Source organism: Fictibacillus sp. S7, assembly GCF_004127935.1.
In the GTDB taxonomy this organism is placed as follows: Bacteria; Bacillota; Bacilli; order Bacillales; family Fictibacillaceae; genus Fictibacillus_C; species Fictibacillus_C enclensis.
On the sequence record NZ_QJKL01000001.1, the window covers coordinates 439,019 to 459,613 of the forward strand.

The following is a 20,595-nucleotide window of genomic DNA, read 5'->3' on the forward strand; positions in this document are numbered from 1 at the left end:
CCAACATTGAAATTCTTCAAATTGTCGGATTAGGCCTGATCGGTACGTTTCTTGCCCTCATTCTGAAAGAACAAAAGACTTCCTTTGCCTTTTTACTGACACTCGTTATCGGAATTTCCATTTTTCTTTTTTTAATCGATCAGATTGCCCTCGTACTACGAATGCTTCAGCACCTAGCGGAGGAAGCCCATATTAATTTGATGTATGTAGAAACCATCATGAAAATTATCGGCATTGCGTACATCGCAGAATTTGGCGCGCAAATTACAAAGGATGCGGGCCAGGGGGCTATAGCAGCAAAAATAGAACTGGCAGGGAAAATTTTGATACTGGTGATGGCGTTGCCGATTTTATCTATCATTATTGAAACGGTCATTAACTTGATCCCCAGATAGGAGGTGAGGAAGACGGCATGGTTAAAAACAAAACCTAAAAAGGTGGTTGTACTGCTCTGCTTGCTTTTGGGATTTTACCTGTGGAACAGCGGCGGGGAAATTGTGCAGGCAGCCTCAATGACCGAGAACATTATGAACGAACAGCTGTCCAAGCTTGGGATAGATGATATTAAAGAGTATTGGACAACCATTATGAATGAATATGGAGGGTTTCTGCCGGAGACACAAAAGGGCACCTTGCTCGAATTTGTGAAAGGAGAAAAAGAGTTTAGCATCAAGGCGTGGGCCATTGGCATTTTAAAATATTTATTCTATGAAATTCTTGTGCAGGGAAAGCTGCTCGGAACGCTTATTCTGCTGACAGTGTTCAGCATGCTGCTGCAGACGATCCAAAATGCCTTTGAGCATCACAGTGTCAGCAAGGTTGCTTACGCAATTATCTATATGGTTCTGATCATCCTGGCCCTGAACAGCTTTCATGTTGCCATGCAGTATTCCAAGGAAGCCATTGAAACCATGATGAACTTTATGATGGCGCTTGTGCCTCTCCTGCTGGCGCTCATGGCAACGGTGGGAAGCATTACATCCGTTGCCTTTTTTCATCCCATTATTGTGTTTCTCGTAAATTCAAGCTCCATTCTGATCAATAGCTTTATACTTCCACTGTTGTTTCTTTCGGCCCTTTTAAGCATTGTAAGCACGTTGTCCGAACACCATAAAGTCACTCAGCTGGCCAAGCTGCTCCGGTCTCTTGGCATGGGGGCGCTGGCTGTGTTTTTCACCGTATTTCTCAGTGTGATCTCTGTTCAGGGGGCTACGACGGCTGTAGCAGACGGCATAACGGTGAAAACCGCAAAGTTTATCACAGGCAATTTTATTCCGGTGGTGGGGCGGATGTTTACCGATGCGACCGATACGGTAATGAGCGCATCTGTTTTACTCAAAAATACAGTCGGCATCGCCGGTGTGGCTATTCTTTTTCTGCTGGCTGTGTTTCCGGCCATCAAAGTGCTGGCCATCGGTTTGATCTACAGCTTTGCAGCCGCCGTTCTTCAGCCGCTGGGAGGCGGGCCGATCATTGAATGTCTGGGCATTATCGGCAAGAGCGTATTTTATATCTTTGCGGCACTTGCGACAGTATCCATCATGTTCTTTATCGCTGTTACTGTTATTGTCGCTGCGGGCAATCTATCATTAATGATTCGATAGCAGGAGGCGGGTATGGAATTTTTGACCGACTGGATCTCGAATATCGTGCTGATTATTCTGCTTTCTGTCATCGTCGATCTGCTTTTGCCGAATAATGGCTTTCAGAAATATATCAAAATGGTAGTCGGCCTTCTTCTCATTCTTGCCATTCTTAATCCACTCCTGAAAGTCGCCGGTTCCAACGTCGACAAGGTGTTCGAGAAGATTGGCATTGATTCAAAAGTCAAAGAGAGCGAGATAAAAAATTCGATAGATACAAAGAAAAAAGAAATACAAGACTCTCAGTCTGCATATATTTTAGAACAAACGCGTGTCCACATGGAGAACCTGGTGAAAGAGGAGTTGAAGGCCCGCTATGAAGTAACCATTTCCGATCTTGTTCTGGTTCCGAAAAAGACTGCCGGCAACACATCGAATCCTGATGATATCCAGTCGGTTCAGGTTACCCTGGCAGCGGCAGCGAACGAAAAACAGATTACTGTTCCTGCTGTAAAGAATGTGGAAATCAATGCGGAACAACCTGTCCAGGAACAACGGGCACCATTTCAGTCCAAGCCTGTGCAAGCGTTCCTGGCGAAAAAATGGCAGATGAAAGAAAAAAATGTAGTGATCTTTACGGAAGGAGGAGAAGAGCATGGAGAAAAAAAGTAAAGGATGGCTTCAGAAATTAATGGACGTGCTTCCGGGAGTCAAAAGCAATAAAGGGCCTCCTCCTTATATATGGATTTTGCTGCTCTTGGGATTTGCCATTATGATTGCCAGCAAGCTTTTTACTCCATCTTCCGGGGATCAGGCCAACCTTCCTGCCATGTCCGTAACAAAGCCGGATGAATCAAAGACAGTCTTTAAATCATCAGGAACCTCTTCCGCCAAAAAGTTCAGGGACTTTGAAGACACTTATGCCACACAGCTGAAGGACATTCTTGAACAGATATCCGGTGTGCAAAAAGTCAAAGTTATGGTAACGCTTGACACGACAGAAATCAAAGAAATTCAAAAGAATGAGAGGAGGCAGAACCAGACAACAAAAGAATCCGATAAAAACGGGGGAGAACGCACAATTAACGATTATAAAACCGATGAAGAAGTAGTGACCATAAAAAGTGGGGATGAAGAAAAACCCATAGTGATTACAACAGAGAAACCAAAGGTTCGAGGAGTTATCGTTGCGGCAGAAGGCGCTGAAAATTTGCGCGTCAAGGAAATGATCATCGATGCTGTAACCAAAGTATTTGATATTGGAAGCGACAAAGTCTCGGTCATACCGAAAAAATTTGAGGGGGAATAAGGAATGCTATTAAAAAAACAAACCGTCTGGCTGCTGACCATGCTCAGTTTGATCATTGTTTTGTCCGTCTATTATATTACGGCCCCGGGATCAGGGGATGATCTGGCCTACCTTGAAAAAGGGAAAAACACGGCCAAGCAGGAGCAGGGAGCAAAATCGAAGAAAAACTCCGATGCGGCGGTCACCTCTGCTGCCAGTGATGACTTGTTTACAGCGTTGCGCATGAAAAGGGATGAAAGCCGTGATGAGTTGAGCAGCCAGTATACGGCGGCCATTGCCTCACCGAATGCATCTGCAGAAGTTCAGGCAGAAGCGCTTGCCAAGATTTCCGAGCTTCAGTCACTTACAATGAAGGAATCCACCCTGGAAACGCTGATCAAGACGATGGGATATGACGATGCATTGGTCAATACGATGGATAATGAAGTAAGAATCATAGTAAAGGGCAAGAAATCTTCCAAAGAAGCAGTAGCCATTATGAAGAAGGCAGAAGAACAATTGGGCAACAAACAGGTAGCAGTAGAGTTTCAAAGTAAATCAAAATGAGCCGGGGAAATGATCCCCGGCTTTTCTTTTTCCATTCTTATACAGGGTATGTGAAAGCGGAACGTTGGTCAAGCTGTTAATAGAGAAAATGAGGAGGGAACGCTTACAAAACAGCTTGATTTCGTGTAGTATGTACTTGTAGAGCGATTAAAACTATTATTTGATCCTCGATTATGATATGCTTTGCTAGTACCAGGTAACAAAAGAAGGTACTAAATCAAAGCTTACAACACCGTTTATAGATGAACAAAGGAGTGGAAGTAGCGTGTTGAAGATACAAGAAATCCGAGAATTGATTAAACTAATTGACAAATCCAGTATTGATGAATTTCAATTTGAAAATGACGGAGAAAAAATTGTCCTGAAGAAAAATGAAGTAAAAATTCAGCAGGCTGCTGAACCGCAAGCTCCTGCCGCAGTTCCTTTTGCGCCTCCAGCACAAACGGCGCCATCCGTACCGGCACAGCCAGCCCCCCAAGAAACGCCTGAGGCTTCAGCTGCGGAAAAGACACAGGAAGATGCGAATTTACATAAAGTGGAATCTCCGATGGTAGGTACCTTTTATGCATCACCTTCACCAGAAAACCCTGCCTATGTGAAAATAGGAGATAAGGTCAGCAAAGACTCCATCGTTTGCATCATTGAAGCGATGAAGCTGTTTAACGAAATTGAAGCAGAAGTAAATGGGGAAATCGTTGAAATCCTTGTTGAAAACGGGCAGCTCGTTGAATATGGACAGCCCCTCTTTTTAGTTAAAGCGGAATAGAGGTGTCCAACATGATTAAAAAGCTGCTAATTGCCAACCGGGGAGAAATTGCTGTCCGGATTATCAGAGCATGTAAGGAATTGAATATCGAAACGGTGGCTGTCTATTCGGAAGCGGACAAAGATGCGCTTCACGTCCGCCTGGCCGATGAAGCGTATTGCATTGGTCCGAAATCATCCAAGGACAGCTATCTGAACTTTACCAACATCATGAGCGCAGCAATGCTGACAGGTAGCGATGCGATTCATCCGGGTTACGGATTTTTGGCGGAGAACGCCGATTTCGCGGAAATTTGTGCTGAATGTAATGTGAAGTTTGTAGGACCGAGCGCTGATGCCATTAATAAGATGGGCATAAAAGACGTTGCCCGAGCGACCATGAAAGAAGCAGGTGTGCCGATTGTTCCGGGTTCTGAAGGCATCATCTCCGGAAAAGATGAAGCCATTGAACTTGCGGAAGAAATTGGGTATCCTGTAATTATAAAAGCAACAGCCGGCGGAGGCGGAAAAGGAATCCGTATTGCGAAAACAGAAGCTGAACTGGTGAAGGGAATCAACATCACCCAGCAGGAAGCCGCTACAGCATTCGGTAATCCGGGAGTTTATATTGAAAAATACATTGAGGATTTCCGCCATGTTGAGATCCAGGTGCTGGCAGATAACTATGGGAACGTGATCCACCTTGGAGAACGGGATTGCAGCATCCAGAGAAGACTGCAAAAGCTTCTTGAGGAAACACCATCACCGGCGATTTCTCCTGAAAAACGCCAAGAAATGGGTGCGGCCGCGGTTAAGGCTGCAGAGGCTGTTAACTATTCAGGTGCCGGCACAGTAGAATTTATTTTTGACCATAATACCGGTGATTTTTACTTCATGGAAATGAACACAAGGATCCAGGTGGAACATCCCGTTACAGAAATGGTAACAGGCATTGACCTTATCAAACAGCAAATTCGTGTCGCTTCAGGTGAACATCTAAGTGTTACACAGGAAGATATCGAGTTTCAGGGATGGTCGATTGAATGCCGTATCAATGCGGAAAATCCGGATAAAAACTTTATGCCATCAGCAGGGAAAATCGAAATGTATCTTCCTCCCGGTGGCTTGGGTGTCCGGGTTGATTCTGCCGCCTACCCGGGGTATACCATACCTCCCTATTATGATTCCATGATTGCGAAAGTGATCACTTACGGAAAAACGAGACAGGAAGCGATCGATCGCATGAAAAGGGCGTTGAATGAATTTGTCATTGAAGGCGTGCATACAACAATTCCGTTCCACTTGCGTCTTTTAAACCACGCGACGTTTGTAAACGGCGACTTTAATACAAAGTTTTTAGAGATTCATGATTTGACGTCAAAGTCGGTTAATTAGGCATGGAGGTGTAATCAATGAGTGAGCTTACATTTGAGATGGAAGAACATCATTCAGAACTTGGAAGGGTGGAAATTTCACCTGAAGTGATTGAAGTGATTGCAAGCATTGCAGCCTCGGATGTTGAAGGTGTTGCATCCATGAGAGGGAATTTTGCAACCGGCGTAGCGGAACGTTTCGGCAAGAAGTCCCACAGCAAGGGTGTGAAAGTTGAGCTTGGTGAAGAAGGAATCGCCATCAGTGTTTATGTGATCATGAACTATGGGGTTTCCATTCCGGAAGTGGCTCAGAATATTCAGGATCATATCCGTCAGGGATTGAAGAATATGACGGCCCTTGAAGCCAGTGAAATCAACATTTTTGTCGTTGGCGTGCAATTTGACACAGCCAAAGAGAAGACGCTGGAAGCACCTGAAGCATATTGAGGAAGGGGATTCTTATATCCCCTTTATTTTTTTGAGAAAAATGAGTTGTATTGCAGTAAATCTGGAACCTGCGTTGTTAACCTTTTACTACATGTGATATGATTTCATTTATATTAAGGTACGAAGCAGAAAGGACGTAAAAGATGAAACGTAGACTTGCAAGAGAAAAGGCATTTCAGTCTTTATTTCAAATCGAAGTGAGTGATATTGAACCGGAAGCTGCCATAAAGCATGTTTTGGAAGAAGGAGAAAGAGAGGACGAATTCCTTCACCATCTTGTTTTTGGAACAATGGAACACAAAAAGGAAATCGACGAACTGATTTCCAGCCATCTGGAAAACTGGAGTTTTTCACGGCTGGCAAATGTGGAAAAAGCGGTATTGCGTCTCGCTGTTTACGAAATGCAGTTTCTTGATGATATTCCGGTTAATGTCTCCATGAATGAAGCGATTGAACTTGCAAAGGTCTTCGGTGGAGAAGAGTCAGGGCGTTTTGTTAATGGCGTGCTCGTCAAAGTCGTACAGCATTTTTCAAAATAAGGAGACATTTCTGTGCAAAATGACCGTTATGTAACGATAAGTTCGGTTACCCGTTACATTAAGCGGGTATTTGAAGAAGACCAAAATCTCAATAATGTCTGGGTCCGCGGAGAACTGTCCAATGTGAAACGACATAGCCGCGGCCATTTGTATTTCACGCTGAAAGATGAACACAGCAGAGTGAATGCTGTCATGTTTGCCGGCAACAACCGCTTTCTTTCCTTCCAGCCAGAAAACGGGATGAAGGTTTTGATTCAGGGTGAAATGTCGGTTTATGAACCTCAGGGACAGTATCAGCTTTATGCCAGATCGATGAAGAAGGATGGTGTGGGGAACCTTTTTCTTGCCTATGAAGAGCTGAAAAGGAAGCTGGAAGAAGAAGGTCTGTTTGATGCTGACTTCAAAAAAGAAATTCCATCCTTTCCTTCTGAAATTGGTGTTATTACTTCGCCGACCGGTGCTGCGGTAAGGGATATTATTACCACCATCAAGAGGAGATTTCCCGTGACCAAGGTGACGGTATACCCGGTTTTGGTCCAGGGGGCAGGAGCAGCTGCTTCTATCGCCTCAGCGATTGAAAAGGCGAATGCCGGCTCCGCGCATGTACTTATTGTAGGGCGCGGGGGAGGTTCAATCGAGGAGCTGTGGGCCTTCAATGAGGAAGTGGTGGCGCGAGCGATTCACCGGTCAGTGATCCCTGTTATTTCGGCAGTCGGCCATGAAACCGACTTTACAATCGCCGACTTTGTCGCGGATTTGCGGGCCCCTACACCTACTGCGGCAGCGGAATTAGCGGTGCCCCATATGGATGAACTTCAAGACAGGCTTACGCAGCGGACGATGAGGCTCAGGCGTGCGATGGGTGAGCAGATTGCCCAATACCGAACACAGCTGTCACGGCTGCAGAAATCGTATGCCTTCCGCTATCCAGATCAACTCATCAAGCAAAAAGAGGTAGAACTGGACCGGGTGATGGAATCCATGACACGTGAAGTCCAGCGGAATATTGATTTCCAAAAGAACAAGATAAGTGAGCGTCAGAAACAGCTTTCTTATTTTTCACCGGCGGATCAGATTCAGAAATGGAAAGAAAGACAATCGAAGCTGGGAAGATCGCTTTCACGCTCGATGCTGCAGCAATTAAAAAACAGCCAGACAGGCTTCCAGGGGAAGCTGTCGCGTTTGAACGCACTTAGCCCGCTCGCTGTTATGGAGAGGGGCTACAGTCTTGTCTATACAGAAGAAGAACAACTTGTAAAGAGTGTGGGACAAGTCCAGCCTGGAGATAAAGTGACTGTAAGGCTTCAGGATGGAAAACTGGATTGCCAGGTATGGGGATTGGAGGAGAAAAACAATGGCTGAACAAAAAAATATTACATTTGAAGCAGCGATGGAACAGTTGGAGCAAATCGTCGAGCGTCTGGAAGAAGGAGACGTTCCATTGGAAGAAAGCATCGATTTGTTTCAACAAGGGATGGCTTTATCGAAGGTCTGCCATTCCAAATTGCAGAACATCGAAAAGAAAATGGATACAATCATGAAAGACAATGGAGAGTCCGAACCTTTTCTTGTTAAGGACGATGAACAATAGATGAAGATACAAGATTACCTGAAAGACAAAAAACATTTGATTGATGAATACCTTCCTTCTTATATAAAGGATAAAGCCATTCCATCCCGTTTGAAGGAAGCCATGCTTTACTCGCTTGAAGCTGGAGGGAAACGGCTTCGCCCCATATTAACGCTCTCCGTGCTGGAAGCCTTCGGACAGAGAGCTGAAATAGGGATGGAGGCGGCGTGTGCGCTTGAAATGGTTCATACCTATTCCTTGATCCATGATGATCTCCCATCCATGGATGATGATGATTTACGAAGGGGAAAACCCACAAATCATAAAATGTTCGGAGAAGCGACCGCTATTCTTGCCGGTGATGCCCTTTTGACCATGAGTTTTCAGTTGATTGCCCAAAGCAGCACGTATACCTCCGGTCATAAAGTTGAACTTCTTTCCTTATTGGCTGAAGCAGCCGGAGCTGAAGGAATGGTGGCGGGTCAGACCGTGGACATGGAATCGGAAAACATGGATCTTACTCTCGATGAGCTTCAATCCATACATGAAAGAAAAACGGGCCGTCTTCTTGAGGCGTCCGTCCTTTTTGGCGCCATTTTGGCCAATGCCTCCGAACACGATTTGGCACAGCTTAGGGCGTTCAGCCGACATCTTGGCATCGCATTTCAGATTCAGGACGATATCCTCGATGTGATGGGGGACTCAGAACTGATGGGGAAATTGGCAGGAAGTGACGAGCACAATATGAAAAGTACGTATCCGAAGCTGCTCACACTTGACGGTGCTAAAGAACAGCTTGCCCGCCATCTTATGCTCTCCAAAGAAAATCTGAGAAAAGCGGATGTAGATCCAGTCATACTTGAAGGCATAGCTGATTATATTGTAAATAGAAACCATTAAGGTTTTGGGCTTATTGTTGGCTGTCCGATTTTATGGTATGATAAGAAATATTTTGGAGTGGTGCAGTATTCTAGTCAGTCTCCCATTCCTGAAGGCGGGCCTAAAAATCCGCCAAAGGGCACATCGATGAAGTTCCTGGTGCCGGCTTGAGGCGCCCAGCCTTGGGTTGACGCTGGGAGTTAAGGTCGCAGGGCGATCCACAATGGCATGTGGGCGATGACCCTGCTTCCGCGGAGGCCCCCATCTTTGCGGCTTGTGTTCTAATACCTTGCTGTGAAATGGGGTTTGAACCTGTTTTTGTTCTGCTCAATCCTTGAGCGGAAACAAGCAGCGTAGCCTGCCTTGAGTGGAGTTTGAGGGGATTATGGACATGGAAACGGGTGACGGTTGGCCGCTGGATCTTTGTTTATGCCATATGAAATCAGCTCTGCAAAAGAGGCTAGGGAAATGGGGAAGGGCTGTTGAGGAAAACTCCTAGACTGTTCCCACCGACATTCAAAAAGGATTATAGTGCGGACTAAGTGGCAATCCAGTCTAACGCCAGGCGACTGCGTTAAGGAGGAAGTAAAGGGAAACCGCGAATTTGGCGACAAATTCGTTTCCTCTTGGGAAAACCTACTGGACCTAAGCCGCAGCGTTTACTTTTTGAATGACCACTCCTCATACATAATTCAAATGAGGCCTTACGCCTGGTTAAGCGTAAGGCATTCATTTTATCCGGGAGTTTTTTATGAAGCATTCATTTCATAAATCGATAAAATGGAGTACAGGCATTGCCGTTATCACCCTAGTGTTAGCGGCAATTTTTTCAGTGGCTTCCACCTTGATGCTAAGTGGTGTATCATGGGGCATGGGTATGGTGATTGTGTTAATTATTGTTCTTATAGGTGTGTTTTTTGATATTATTGGAGTAGCGTCCACAGCAGCCAACGAAGTGCCTTTTCATGCCATGGCTTCAGAAAAAGTTCCAGGCTCCCGGCACGCGATCCAGATCACCCGGAATGCGGACAGGGTTTCCAACTTTTGCAATGATGTCATCGGCGATATTTCGGGAATTATCAGTGGTACGGCCTCCGCAGCGGTTATCATTGAATTAACGATGACGCTCGGGCATGGAGAGGGAACGTTGTTTGAACATACCATATCCATTTTATTTACAGGAATCATTGCGGCCATAACTGTTGGAGGCAAGGCGTTCGGCAAGTCCTATGCCATCCATCATGCGACAGCCATTATTTTTCAAGTGGGCCGTTTATTATATTTTTTTGAGGAAAAATTAAAGATTAGATTATTTGGTACTTCTTCTAAGAGAGGAAAGAGAAGGAACTAAATTGGAAAGTGAGGATTTTCCATGAAACTGGAAGAGATTCAAAACCCTCAGTTCTTAAAGAATTATGATCAAGAACAGCTTAAAAAACTTGCGCTTGAGATTCGGCAGTTTTTAATCAGCAAATTATCCGTAACCGGCGGGCATCTTGGGGCAAATCTAGGGGTCGTTGAGCTGACTCTTGCTCTTCATAAAATTTTTGACAGCCCAAAGGACAAGTTGATCTGGGACGTTGGCCATCAAGCGTATATCCACAAAATTCTGACCGGAAGAACCGGCCAGTTTGATACACTACGCCAGTATAAAGGCCTTTGCGGTTTTCCGAAACGCATTGAAAGCGAGCATGATGTCTGGGAAACCGGTCATAGCTCCACATCGCTTTCTGCTGCGATGGGCATGGCGGTTGCGCGTGACTTGAAAGGAACCGATGAAAAGGTAGTTGCGATCATCGGGGACGGTGCGTTAACAGGAGGCATGGCCCTTGAAGCTTTAAATCATATCGGTCATGAAAAGAAAGACCTAATTGTGGTCTTAAATGACAATGAAATGTCCATCGCGCCAAATGTGGGTGCGCTTCACAGTGTGCTCGGACGTATGAGAACCGCCAAGAAGTACAATAAGGCCAAGGATGAACTCGAATCACTGATCCGCAAGATTCCTGCCTTTGGCGGGAAGCTGGCAGCCACGGCCGAACGTGTGAAGGACAGCCTGAAATATATGCTCGTTTCTGGCATGTTCTTTGAGGAACTTGGCTACACCTATCTTGGACCAGTGGACGGGCATGATCTGGAAGATCTGGAGGAGAACCTCCGCTATGCCAAAAAGACAGAAGGTCCCGTAATCGTTCATGTACTAACCAAAAAGGGCAAAGGGTACAAACCCGCAGAACAGGATATCATTGATCACTGGCACGGTGTAGGGCCCTACAAGATTGAATCCGGTGAGAAAATCAAGGCAAAACAGGCAGCGCCTTCTTACAGCAGGCTCGTAAGCGATACGCTTTGCACGCTCTCTGAGACCGATGAACGGATTGTCGTTATTACTCCAGCCATGATTTTGGGGTCACAGTTGCAGGGATATGCAGAAAAATTCCCAGACCGGCTTTTTGATGTCGGAATTGCGGAACAACATGCCATGACCATGGCAGCCGGGATGGCCACGCAACACATGAAGCCTGTGCTTTCGATTTATTCCACGTTCCTTCAGCGGGCTTATGATCAGCTTGTGCATGACGTAGCCAGACAAAATTTGAACGTTATTCTCACGATCGACCGCGCCGGACTTGTGGGTGCCGATGGAGAAACTCATCAGGGTGTCTTTGATATTGCCTTTATGCGCCATGTGCCGAATATGGTCATTGCGATGGGGAAAGACGAGAATGAACTTCAGCATCTCGTCAATACTGCTGTAAAATACGATGACGGCCCAATTGCAATTCGTTACCCGCGGGGAAACGGCATAGGCATTGAAATGGATCCTGATTTGGAAGAAATTCCAATTGGCAGCTGGGAAGTGTTAAAAGAAGGCAGTGATGCTGTCATTCTAACCTTTGGAACGACCATTCCGATGGCACTTGAAGCATGGGAGATTCTTGCAAAACAAGGGATTTCAGTGAGAGTCGTCAATGCAAGGTTCATCAAGCCGTTTGATCATAAGATGATGATGGGAATCCTGCAGGAGGACCTTCCCATCTTGACGATTGAGGAAGCGGTGCTGCAGGGCGGCTTTGGAAGCGCCGTTCTGGAGTATGCCAATGATCATCAATTCCATTCCACCATTGTGGACAGAATGGGAATTCCGGATTGCTTTATTGAACACGGGAGCGTGACAAAGCTTCTCGAAGAAATTGGAATGACGACCGAGGTTGTTGTTGAGCGGACAAAAAAATTGGTTTCCGATAAAAAGAAAAAGGGTTTGTATACATGAAAAAGGAACGAATCGACGTTTTGCTCGTAGAGCGTGGATTAAGCGAAACAAGAGAAAAAGCAAAACGTTCCATCATGGCGGGACTGGTTTATTCCGGCAGTGAACGTTTAGACAAACCTGGTGTAAAGATTGATGTGGAAGCCCCTCTGTCGGTAAAGGGAAATGTTATTCCCTATGTCAGCAGGGGTGGGCTGAAGCTTGAGAAGGCCATTAAAGTTTTTGATCTTGATTTGAAGGGTCTTACGGTGCTCGATATAGGAGCCTCAACCGGCGGATTTACAGATTGTGCCCTGCAAAACGGTGCTGAATTTGTGTATGCCCTGGATGTAGGCTATAACCAGCTCGCCTGGAAGATTCGCCAGGATGACCGGGTTGCTGTTATGGAACGAACGAACTTTAGATATGTAAAGCCGGAGGATCTGGATAAGGGGCTTCCAGATTTTGCATCCATTGATGTTTCTTTCATTTCGTTACGGTTGATTCTTCCTGTCCTGAAAAACATCATCAAGCCTGGTGGAAGCGTCATGGCGCTGATCAAACCGCAGTTCGAAGCGGGCAGAGAGGACGTTGGGAAAAAAGGCATTGTACGGGATCCTGCTATTCACCGGAGGGTTATCGAGGAGATTATTCAGTTTTCGCAAAATGAAGGGTACAGCGTCAGCGGTCTTTCCCACTCTCCCATCACCGGCGGCGAAGGAAACATCGAATTTCTGGTACATCTTAAAGCAAAAGAAGTGGACGGTGAACTATTTTCAACGAAAGAGATTTCACGCGTCGTGGAAGAAGCTCATCAACAGTTCAAAAAAGCAGACGACGGCGAATAATGCACAAAACCCGTATTACAAACATGTGATACGGGTTTTTTTTCTAAAATACCGGTTAAGGTAAGGATAGCTGTAAAGAATGTACAAGTTAGTGACAATATTATAAGATAAGAGCAGATACTTAAGAATATGAGCAGATTTGTTCGTAAATGAGGTGAAAGATGTGAATAAAGGCCAACGTCATATTAAAATAAGGGAAATCATTACACATAAAGAAATTGAAACACAAGATGACCTGGTCGAGGAGCTTCGCAATGCTCATTTTAATGTGACGCAGGCAACGGTCTCCCGTGATATTAAAGAACTGCATCTCGTAAAGGTACCCATGTCGGATGGAAGGTATAAATACAGTCTCCCCGCTGACCAAAGGTTCAATCCGCTTCAAAAGCTGAGAAGAACATTAATTGACAGCTTTGTGAGCATTGATCAGGCTGACCATCTGATTGTTATGAAGACGCTTCCGGGGAATGCAAATGCCATCGGTGCGCTCATCGACAAATTGGACTGGGAGGACATTATGGGAACGATTTGCGGAGATGACACGATCCTCGTGATTTGCCGTTCAAAGGATGTTTCTCCGGATGTTTCGCAACGGTTTTTGGACATGCTGTAGCGACCCGGCGCCATTTGGCGCAAAAAGCATAGAAGGTAAGGTGTGATAGTATTGCTGGCAGAATTAAGCATCCGCAATTTTGCGATTATAGAGGCATTAACCATTTCATTTAATAAAGGATTAACGGTTTTAACGGGTGAAACAGGTGCAGGTAAATCCATTATTATTGACGCTATTGGTTTGCTTATAGGAGGAAGAGGATCTTCTGAATTCGTGCGTTATGGAACGGCCAAAGCGGAGATCGAAGGCCTGTTTTTGGTGGATGCTCCGCATCCTGTTTATGCGAAGGCGGAAGAGTTGGGAATTGATATTCCCGACGGCATGGTGGTCTTAAAAAGAGACATTATGGAATCAGGAAAAAGTGTATGCCGGATCAATGGCAAGCTTGTGACGCTTACGCTGCTGAAAGATATTGGGCAATCGCTGGTGGATATCCATGGACAGCATGAAACCCAATACCTTATGCAGCCGGAGATGCATTTGTCGCTTTTGGACAGCTTTGGCGGCGAAGAAATGGAGCAATTGATCGCCCAATATCAGTCGGTTTATGCAAACTATAAGGATCTTCATAAGCAGTTGAGGAACTTGACTGAAAATGAACAGCAGATGAATCAGCGGCTGGATTTAATCCAATACCAGCTGGAGGAGATCAACAGTGCGGAACTTCTTGCGAATGAAGATGATGAGCTGCAGGAAGAGAAGCTGAAGCTCGGTAATTACGAAAAGCTGTTCAACAGTCTTCAGGATTCGTATGAATCTCTGTACGGAGAAAACAAAGGGATTGAGAATGTATCTGTCGCATTAAGCCATTTGCAGAATGTGGCCGATCTGGATGACGAACTGAATAAGCTGCAGGAAAATGTCGCCAATCACTTTTATGCGCTCGAAGAAGCGGCGTTTACCATTCGCAATTACTTTGAAACGATGGAGTTTGATCCGGCAAGGCTGGATTTTATTGAAACAAGGCTAAATGAGATCAGCAAGCTGAAAAGAAAATACGGCAACAGTGTAAATGAGATCCTGGACTATGCCGCTAAAATTGAAAAAGAACTCGACATGCTCCAGAACAAGGACGGTAATATTGAAAGCCTTCGTAAGGAGCTGCAGAAAAAAGAAAAGCAGCTGCATAAAAACGCGATGAAGTTAAGTAAAAAACGAAAAAAACTTGCAGAAAGCCTGATCGCAGATATTCATCAGGAGCTTAAATCACTCTATATGGAAAAAACGGTGTTTGACATAAGGATTTCCTCTTTAGGGGAGGAAGGTGCAGTGCGTGAGCAGGATTTTGGAAAGTATGGAAGCGACCATGCAGAGTTTTTCATTTCAACGAATCCCGGTGAACCATTAAAGCCCCTTGCCAAAGTGGCATCGGGCGGGGAGCTTTCCCGGGTTATTCTTGCATTAAAGTCCATTTTTTCAGAGCATCAGGGCATCACAGCCATCATTTTTGACGAAGTGGATACCGGTGTCAGCGGAAGAGTCGCACAGGCGATTGCTGAAAAAATCTTCAGGGTGTCCGAAGGCTCTCAGGTTCTGTGTATTACGCATTTGCCGCAGGTGGCTGCCATGGCGGATACCCATTTGCATATTTCAAAAGAAACCACCAACAAGCGCACCACCACTCATGTTGTATCACTGGAAACCAGTCAAAAGGTCAACGAAATTGGCCGGATGATTTCAGGTGTGGAAATTACCGAATTGACCAAACAGCATGCAAGGGAGCTTCTTGATCTGGCGGATGAAATAAAAAAAACCTCATAGCTCTTTCTTGTTATACGTATGTAAAGCTATCCATTTCAGGATAGCTTTTTCTTTTTATGCGGTTATAATCTTACAGTTCTAAGGCAAAATTAGTAGTACAGCCATGTTGGAGGTGTGGGTAAGGAGCGAGGAGAGTGAAAGATGGTTAAAGATAAAATAAGGCGGATTTTTGGTGTGATTCTCCTTGGATGCCTGGTGGGAATCGGTTTTTTGAAGCCGGTTCAGGACTATGTTGGTCTTCCTTCAGCCATAAAGGTATTCAATGGGCAGGAACGTGCGGTTCCTCACCTCCCTGCTGGGACTGATGTTGTATCATCCGATAAGAACGAAGCGATTTTCTCGGTCGGTAAATCAAAAGGCCAGCACTCATTTTCTGTTCATGCAGTAGAGGATGGTGATTCTGTGGTCACAGTTGAAGCAGGGGGCTTTCCGTTAAAGAAAATTGGGGTAAACGCATTGCCGGAGCTGCGGGTTGTGCCCGGGGGGCAATCCATCGGGGTTAAATTAAACACGCTGGGTGTATTGGTCGTAGGCCATCATCTAGTGGACACGAAAAAAGGACAAAAGTCACCAGGTGAAATCGCAAATATTGAAATTGGTGATATTATCACCAAAATTAACGGAGAAAGTATTGCCAGGATGGGTGATGTCGCTCCTTTCGTAAGACAAGCGGGGAAAACAGGGAGCAAGCTGGATGTAACACTGATCCGCAACAAAAAAACGTATCATAGACAGCTTCAGCCTCTTCAGGATAAGCATGATTTATCCTATCGCATCGGCTTGTATATCAGGGATTCTGCAGCAGGTGTGGGCACACTGACATTTTATCATCCGGATACACAAAAATACGGAGCTCTCGGTCATGTGATCTCAGATATGGATACGAAGCAGCCGATTGTCGTCAATAAAGGAGAAATACTCCGGTCAACAGTAACAAGCATTGAAAAGGGAAGCAACGGACATCCGGGCGAAAAGCTCGCACGGTTCACTGATGAAAACGAAAGCATTGGAAGCATCTCCCGAAACAGTCCCTTTGGGATTTTCGGAAAGCTTAGTGAAGGGTTATCCAATGGAAATTGGAACAAACCATTACCTGTCGCACTTTCGCATGAGGTAAAGGAAGGGCCAGCTAAGATTCTTACGGTCGTGAACGGCACCAAAGTTCAAGCCTTTCAAGTAGATGTGGTCAGTTCTATTCCTCAGAAATTTCCAGCTACAAAAGGAATGGTCATTAAAATTACCGATCCAAGGCTGCTTAAAGCAACCGGCGGAATCGTACAGGGGATGAGCGGAAGTCCGATCATTCAAAACGGCAAACTAATTGGAGCCGTTACTCATGTATTTGTCAATGATCCCACATCAGGATATGGTGTTCACATTGAATGGATGCTTGATGAAGCCGGGATTGATATATATGGAAAGCAAAAGCAGAAGGCGAGCTAATCCGCCTCTGCTTTTTTCTGTTCGTTTCATCGGAAGGCACATAGACTTTTTTATGAATTTTTTGTACAATAGTGAGTATAAAGAAAATTCGACAAGCGTGGTTAAAAAATTAAAAGGATGTCGAAAACCGAAGATAATTGAAGAGAAAATGTGCTATAGTAACCAAAATTAATAATTTGAGAAAAAATAAAGGGAAAACAGGTTTTTTGTGGAAATCTTAAAGTGTAAAAGAGAAAATGTTGGATAGGGAGGAATATTCGTGCAAAAAATAAAAGTTTGTTTGGCTGATGATAACCGCGAATTAATCAGTTTGCTGAAAGAGTATTTGGCAAACCAGGATGATATGGAAGTGATTGGTGTGGCCTATAATGGCCAGGAATGCCTGAATGTCCTTGAAGATAAACAGCCTGATGTTCTCGTTTTGGATATCATCATGCCTCATCTTGATGGTCTCGCCGTTCTTGAGAGGATCCGTTCAAGTGAACATCTTCCACAACCTAATGTTATCATGCTGACGGCTTTTGGTCAGGAAGATGTGACTAAAAAGGCAGTGGATCTGGGAGCATCTTACTTCATCCTGAAACCGTTTGATATGGATAATCTTTCAAGCCAGATCCGCCAAATTTGTGGAACGGACCACTCGTTTGTCCAGCGTCCGGCGTCAGCACGATCGTCAGCATCGGTGAATTCCTCCAAGCCGCCACGTAATCTGGACGCGAGCATTACAAGTATCATTCACGAAATTGGCGTTCCTGCGCATATTAAAGGATATATGTATCTGCGTGAGGCGATTTCCATGGTTTACAATGACATAGAGCTTCTTGGATCCATTACAAAAGTTCTTTATCCGGACATTGCCAAAAAGTTTAACACCACCAGCAGCCGGGTGGAACGGGCCATACGGCATGCGATTGAAGTCGCCTGGAGCCGGGGCAACATTGACAGCATTTCATCGCTGTTTGGGTATACCGTTTCCATGTCCAAAGCCAAACCTACCAATTCCGAATTTATTGCGATGGTTGCAGATAAGCTAAGAATTGAGCATAAATCAGGGATGACCGTATAATCCCAAAAGTTAGTTATCCTAATCCAGTATTCCTTCCCTATCTTATATAATCAAACACACCATAATAAATAGTCCGCTGAAGAATGATCTTCAGCGGACTATTTGCGTTGAAAACGGTTTTGAACCTTGTTTCGCTTCCGGTCCCGATAAAAAATGAAGCCTCCGACAAACGAAAGACCAGCTGCAAAAAGAACCAATCCGCCCAGAAACTGAAACCAGAGGGCGAAAAACCCATGATGCAAAATGCCAAACAGGACATCTCTCATCAGTTTTACACCAATCACTCCGGCAACACCTGGAATGACCATAATCAACAGGGCGATATAACGCTGCATAACGTCCTCTCCTTTTCCATCCTCATTGTACTTTAGATTGGAAGGGTTGTACACATGGAAAGACTGATATTGCAAACCTTTTCATAAACCAGTATGATAAAAGTATGAAAATAATTGCAAAGAGAAGGAGTTGCCTATGCAAAAAGCTGTCATTTATGGGACAGGAGAGCATTTTGAATCCTTGGTGCAGTTACTCGCATCTTCCCATGTGCTGCAACTTTGTTCGATCGTTGCAAAATCTACAAAAGAATTGAGCAGCCTGGCAGACCAGTATGATATTCCGATCAGGGAGACGCTTTCCGAAGCAGCAGCTTCCGATGTTGAGCTTGTGATCGATTTTTCCGGCCGGCTGGATCATCATGATACAAAAAATATTTTTAAAAACAATGTTAGCATTGTAACATCTTCCACCGCCTGGCAATTCTTTCACTCCTTGTCCGGCGGCGAAGGGTCCATTCCTTCTTACCGTAATAAGCTTCATAAAATCAACACCATTCTGGATTCGACGCATGATGGAATGATTGCAATAAATGATAAGTTTAACGTCACGCTGTTTAATAAAAGTGCAGCGAAAATGACGGGGCAGGATCAAGAACGAGTGTTGGGCAAACCGGTACAGGATGTCATTCCTTCCAGCCAGCTGCCGCGTGTCATGATCGAGGGGAAAGAAGAAATCAATCAGGAACAAATATTGGATAACGGTACCAAAATCATTACCACCCGCATTCCGATCATCGATGAATATGGAAATAAAATGGGTGCTTTTGCCGTGTTTAAGGATATCACGGAAATGATCAACATGGCTGAGGAGGTTACCAATTTAAAAAGCATTCAGTCCATGCTTCATGCGATTATTCAATCATCAGAAGAAGCCATTTCTGTCGTGGATGAAGAAGGCAAGGGAATCATGATAAACCCTGCGTATACAAAGCTCACAGGCCTGAAATCCGATCAGGTGATTGGAAAACCTGCAACCATTGATATTTCAGAAGGAGAAAGTATACATATGCAGGTGCTGAAAACCCGAAAACCTGTGAGGGGAGCCCGTTTGAAGGTTGGACCGCAAAAAAGGGACGTTGTAGTGAATGTGGCTCCCATTATCGTTGACGGGGTGCTAAAAGGCAGTGTGGGTGTCATTCACGACGTTTCGGAGATTAAATCTTTGACAGAAGAATTGAGCCGTGCCCGCCAGATTATCCGGACTTTGGAAGCGAAATATACTTTTGAAGACATAAAAGGCGAATCCGAGGAAATGACATTTGCGGTGGAACAGGCAAGACTTGCTGCTTCCACACCTGCCACTGTCCTGCTCAGGGGGGAATCCGGTACGGGAAAAGAGCTTTTCGCTCATGCCATCCATAACGGAAGCAGCAGAAAATACAACAAATTTATAAGAGTCAATTGTGCAGCCATCTCTGAATCGCTGCTTGAAAGCGAGCTGTTTGGATATGAGGAAGGCGCGTTTTCCGGAGCGCTCCGCGGTGGAAAACGAGGCTTGTTTGAAGAGGCGAATGGAGGAAGTATCTTTCTTGACGAAATCGGGGAGCTGGCACCGGCGATGCAGGCAAAACTGCTTCGGGTGCTTCAGGAAAAAGAAATTCGGAGAGTAGGGGGCACCAAGTCCATTTCCATTAATGTAAGGGTAATTGCAGCGACAAACATTAACCTTGAAAGAAAGATAGCTGATGGTGCTTTTCGCGAGGATTTGTACTACCGGTTGAATCGCATGCCAATTTATATTCCGCCACTTAGAGCACGTAAACAGGACATCCGGATGCTGGCTGAGCATCTGATCAAAAAGCTCAATCAGGATTATGGAAAAAATATTGAAGAAATAACAGAGCAGGCGGAAGAAATACTAAAACAGTATGAGTGGCCCGGCAACGTAAGGGAACTGGAGAACGTTTTAGGAAGAGCCATGATTCATATGGAACCGCATGAACAAAAAATCAACGGCGTTCATATTGATTTGCCGTCACAAATCAAACAAGAAGATTCGCACAAAAGAATGATTTCGCCAAAAGACATAGAATCGCTATCTGTACAAATGGACAAAGTGGAGAAAAGAATACTATCTGACTCGCTTGCGGAGGTTGATGGAAATAAAACAAAGTGTGCAAAAGCTCTTGGTATATCGCTTCGAAATCTGTATTACAAACTTGAGAAATATGGAATTCAAACAGAAGACTGAAGTGTGTTGCATGCAAAAAATTTCATAGTGTGCAATACTATTCATAGGTAAATGAAATTTAAACCATATACATTAACATTTATTTTTTGGCACGGTTC

21 protein-coding genes are annotated in these 20,595 nt (G+C 44.8%); 20 read left to right on the plus strand and 1 reads right to left on the minus strand.

What is annotated here, in order from left to right:
- The first annotated feature begins 5 nt into the window (after positions 1 to 5).
- The 19 genes from spoIIIAD (at position 6) to spo0A (ending at position 17,971) form a co-directional block, all read left to right on the plus strand.
- On the plus strand, positions 6 to 395 hold the full coding sequence (gene spoIIIAD / locus DMO16_RS02260; RefSeq protein ID WP_061971686.1) for a stage III sporulation protein AD: 390 nt from the start codon (positions 6 to 8) through the stop codon (positions 393 to 395).
- A 42-nt stretch (positions 396 to 437) separates the two neighbouring features.
- Positions 438 to 1,604 (plus strand): stage III sporulation protein AE, encoded by a 1,167-nt coding sequence (gene spoIIIAE, locus DMO16_RS02265; protein ID WP_082635755.1) that lies wholly within the window; start codon positions 438 to 440, stop codon positions 1,602 to 1,604.
- A gap of 12 nt (positions 1,605 to 1,616) precedes the next feature.
- Positions 1,617 to 2,255, plus strand: coding sequence for a stage III sporulation protein AF (gene spoIIIAF / locus DMO16_RS02270; protein ID WP_129475132.1), 639 nt, complete (start codon positions 1,617 to 1,619; stop codon positions 2,253 to 2,255).
- Positions 2,239 to 2,892, plus strand: coding sequence for a stage III sporulation protein AG (gene spoIIIAG, locus DMO16_RS02275; protein ID WP_061970957.1), 654 nt, complete (start codon positions 2,239 to 2,241; stop codon positions 2,890 to 2,892). Before spoIIIAF ends, spoIIIAG begins: the two co-directional genes overlap by 17 nt.
- Positions 2,893 to 2,895: 3 nt before the next feature.
- Positions 2,896 to 3,438 carry a SpoIIIAH-like family protein gene (locus DMO16_RS02280; RefSeq protein ID WP_061970955.1) on the plus strand — a complete coding sequence of 181 codons (543 nt, stop codon included), beginning with the start codon at positions 2,896 to 2,898 and terminating at the stop codon, positions 3,436 to 3,438.
- Positions 3,439 to 3,703: 265 nt separating this feature from the next.
- Positions 3,704 to 4,204 carry an acetyl-CoA carboxylase biotin carboxyl carrier protein gene (accB, locus tag DMO16_RS02285; RefSeq protein WP_061970953.1) on the plus strand — a complete coding sequence of 167 codons (501 nt, stop codon included), beginning with the start codon at positions 3,704 to 3,706 and terminating at the stop codon, positions 4,202 to 4,204.
- Positions 4,205 to 4,215: 11 nt separating this feature from the next.
- On the plus strand, positions 4,216 to 5,577 hold the full coding sequence (gene accC / locus DMO16_RS02290; protein ID WP_061970950.1) for an acetyl-CoA carboxylase biotin carboxylase subunit: 1,362 nt from the start codon (positions 4,216 to 4,218) through the stop codon (positions 5,575 to 5,577).
- Between the two features lie 17 nt (positions 5,578 to 5,594).
- Positions 5,595 to 6,002, plus strand: coding sequence for an Asp23/Gls24 family envelope stress response protein (locus tag DMO16_RS02295; protein ID WP_061970948.1), 408 nt, complete (start codon positions 5,595 to 5,597; stop codon positions 6,000 to 6,002).
- 143 nt (positions 6,003 to 6,145) lie between these two features.
- Positions 6,146 to 6,541: a transcription antitermination factor NusB gene (nusB, locus tag DMO16_RS02300; protein WP_061970946.1), complete on the plus strand. Its 396-nt coding sequence runs from the start codon at positions 6,146 to 6,148 to the stop codon at positions 6,539 to 6,541.
- A 12-nt stretch (positions 6,542 to 6,553) separates the two neighbouring features.
- A complete protein-coding gene (gene xseA / locus DMO16_RS02305; protein WP_129475134.1) occupies positions 6,554 to 7,903 on the plus strand; it encodes an exodeoxyribonuclease VII large subunit in 1,350 nt (449 codons plus the stop codon).
- Positions 7,896 to 8,132, plus strand: coding sequence for an exodeoxyribonuclease VII small subunit (locus DMO16_RS02310; protein WP_061970942.1), 237 nt, complete (start codon positions 7,896 to 7,898; stop codon positions 8,130 to 8,132). The genes xseA and DMO16_RS02310 overlap by 8 nt, the downstream gene beginning before the upstream one ends.
- Complete coding sequence (locus DMO16_RS02315) at positions 8,133 to 9,011, plus strand: polyprenyl synthetase family protein (protein WP_129475136.1); 879 nt, start codon at positions 8,133 to 8,135, stop codon at positions 9,009 to 9,011.
- Between the two features lie 730 nt (positions 9,012 to 9,741).
- On the plus strand, positions 9,742 to 10,341 hold the full coding sequence (locus DMO16_RS02320; protein ID WP_061970938.1) for a hypothetical protein: 600 nt from the start codon (positions 9,742 to 9,744) through the stop codon (positions 10,339 to 10,341).
- Positions 10,342 to 10,362: 21 nt separating this feature from the next.
- Entirely contained in the window at positions 10,363 to 12,264 is a 1,902-nt protein-coding gene (dxs, locus tag DMO16_RS02325; RefSeq protein WP_061970936.1) for a 1-deoxy-D-xylulose-5-phosphate synthase, read from the plus strand.
- Positions 12,261 to 13,088, plus strand: a complete 828-nt coding sequence (locus tag DMO16_RS02330; protein WP_129475138.1) for a TlyA family RNA methyltransferase — start codon at positions 12,261 to 12,263, stop codon at positions 13,086 to 13,088. The genes dxs and DMO16_RS02330 overlap by 4 nt, the downstream gene beginning before the upstream one ends.
- Positions 13,089 to 13,251: 163 nt before the next feature.
- Positions 13,252 to 13,701, plus strand: a complete 450-nt coding sequence (ahrC, locus tag DMO16_RS02335; protein ID WP_061970932.1) for a transcriptional regulator AhrC/ArgR — start codon at positions 13,252 to 13,254, stop codon at positions 13,699 to 13,701.
- Between the two features lie 51 nt (positions 13,702 to 13,752).
- The gene (gene recN / locus DMO16_RS02340; RefSeq protein ID WP_061970930.1) at positions 13,753 to 15,462 is read left to right on the plus strand and encodes a DNA repair protein RecN; all 1,710 of its coding nucleotides are present in this window, start codon (positions 13,753 to 13,755) and stop codon (positions 15,460 to 15,462) included.
- Positions 15,463 to 15,603: 141 nt separating this feature from the next.
- Positions 15,604 to 16,905 carry a SpoIVB peptidase gene (gene spoIVB / locus DMO16_RS02345; protein ID WP_129475140.1) on the plus strand — a complete coding sequence of 434 codons (1,302 nt, stop codon included), beginning with the start codon at positions 15,604 to 15,606 and terminating at the stop codon, positions 16,903 to 16,905.
- A gap of 259 nt (positions 16,906 to 17,164) precedes the next feature.
- Positions 17,165 to 17,971: a sporulation transcription factor Spo0A gene (spo0A, locus tag DMO16_RS02350; RefSeq protein ID WP_061970925.1), complete on the plus strand. Its 807-nt coding sequence runs from the start codon at positions 17,165 to 17,167 to the stop codon at positions 17,969 to 17,971.
- Positions 17,972 to 18,069: 98 nt separating this feature from the next.
- Here the strand turns inward: spo0A and DMO16_RS02355 are convergent, their stop codons facing one another.
- Positions 18,070 to 18,306: a DUF2627 domain-containing protein gene (locus tag DMO16_RS02355; protein WP_129475142.1), complete on the minus strand. Its 237-nt coding sequence runs from the start codon at positions 18,304 to 18,306 to the stop codon at positions 18,070 to 18,072.
- 136 nt (positions 18,307 to 18,442) lie between these two features.
- Here DMO16_RS02355 and DMO16_RS02360 point away from each other — a divergent pair, with 136 nt between their 5' ends.
- The gene (locus DMO16_RS02360) at positions 18,443 to 20,497 is read left to right on the plus strand and encodes a sigma-54 interaction domain-containing protein (RefSeq protein ID WP_129475144.1); all 2,055 of its coding nucleotides are present in this window, start codon (positions 18,443 to 18,445) and stop codon (positions 20,495 to 20,497) included.
- Positions 20,498 to 20,595 lie beyond the last annotated feature (98 nt).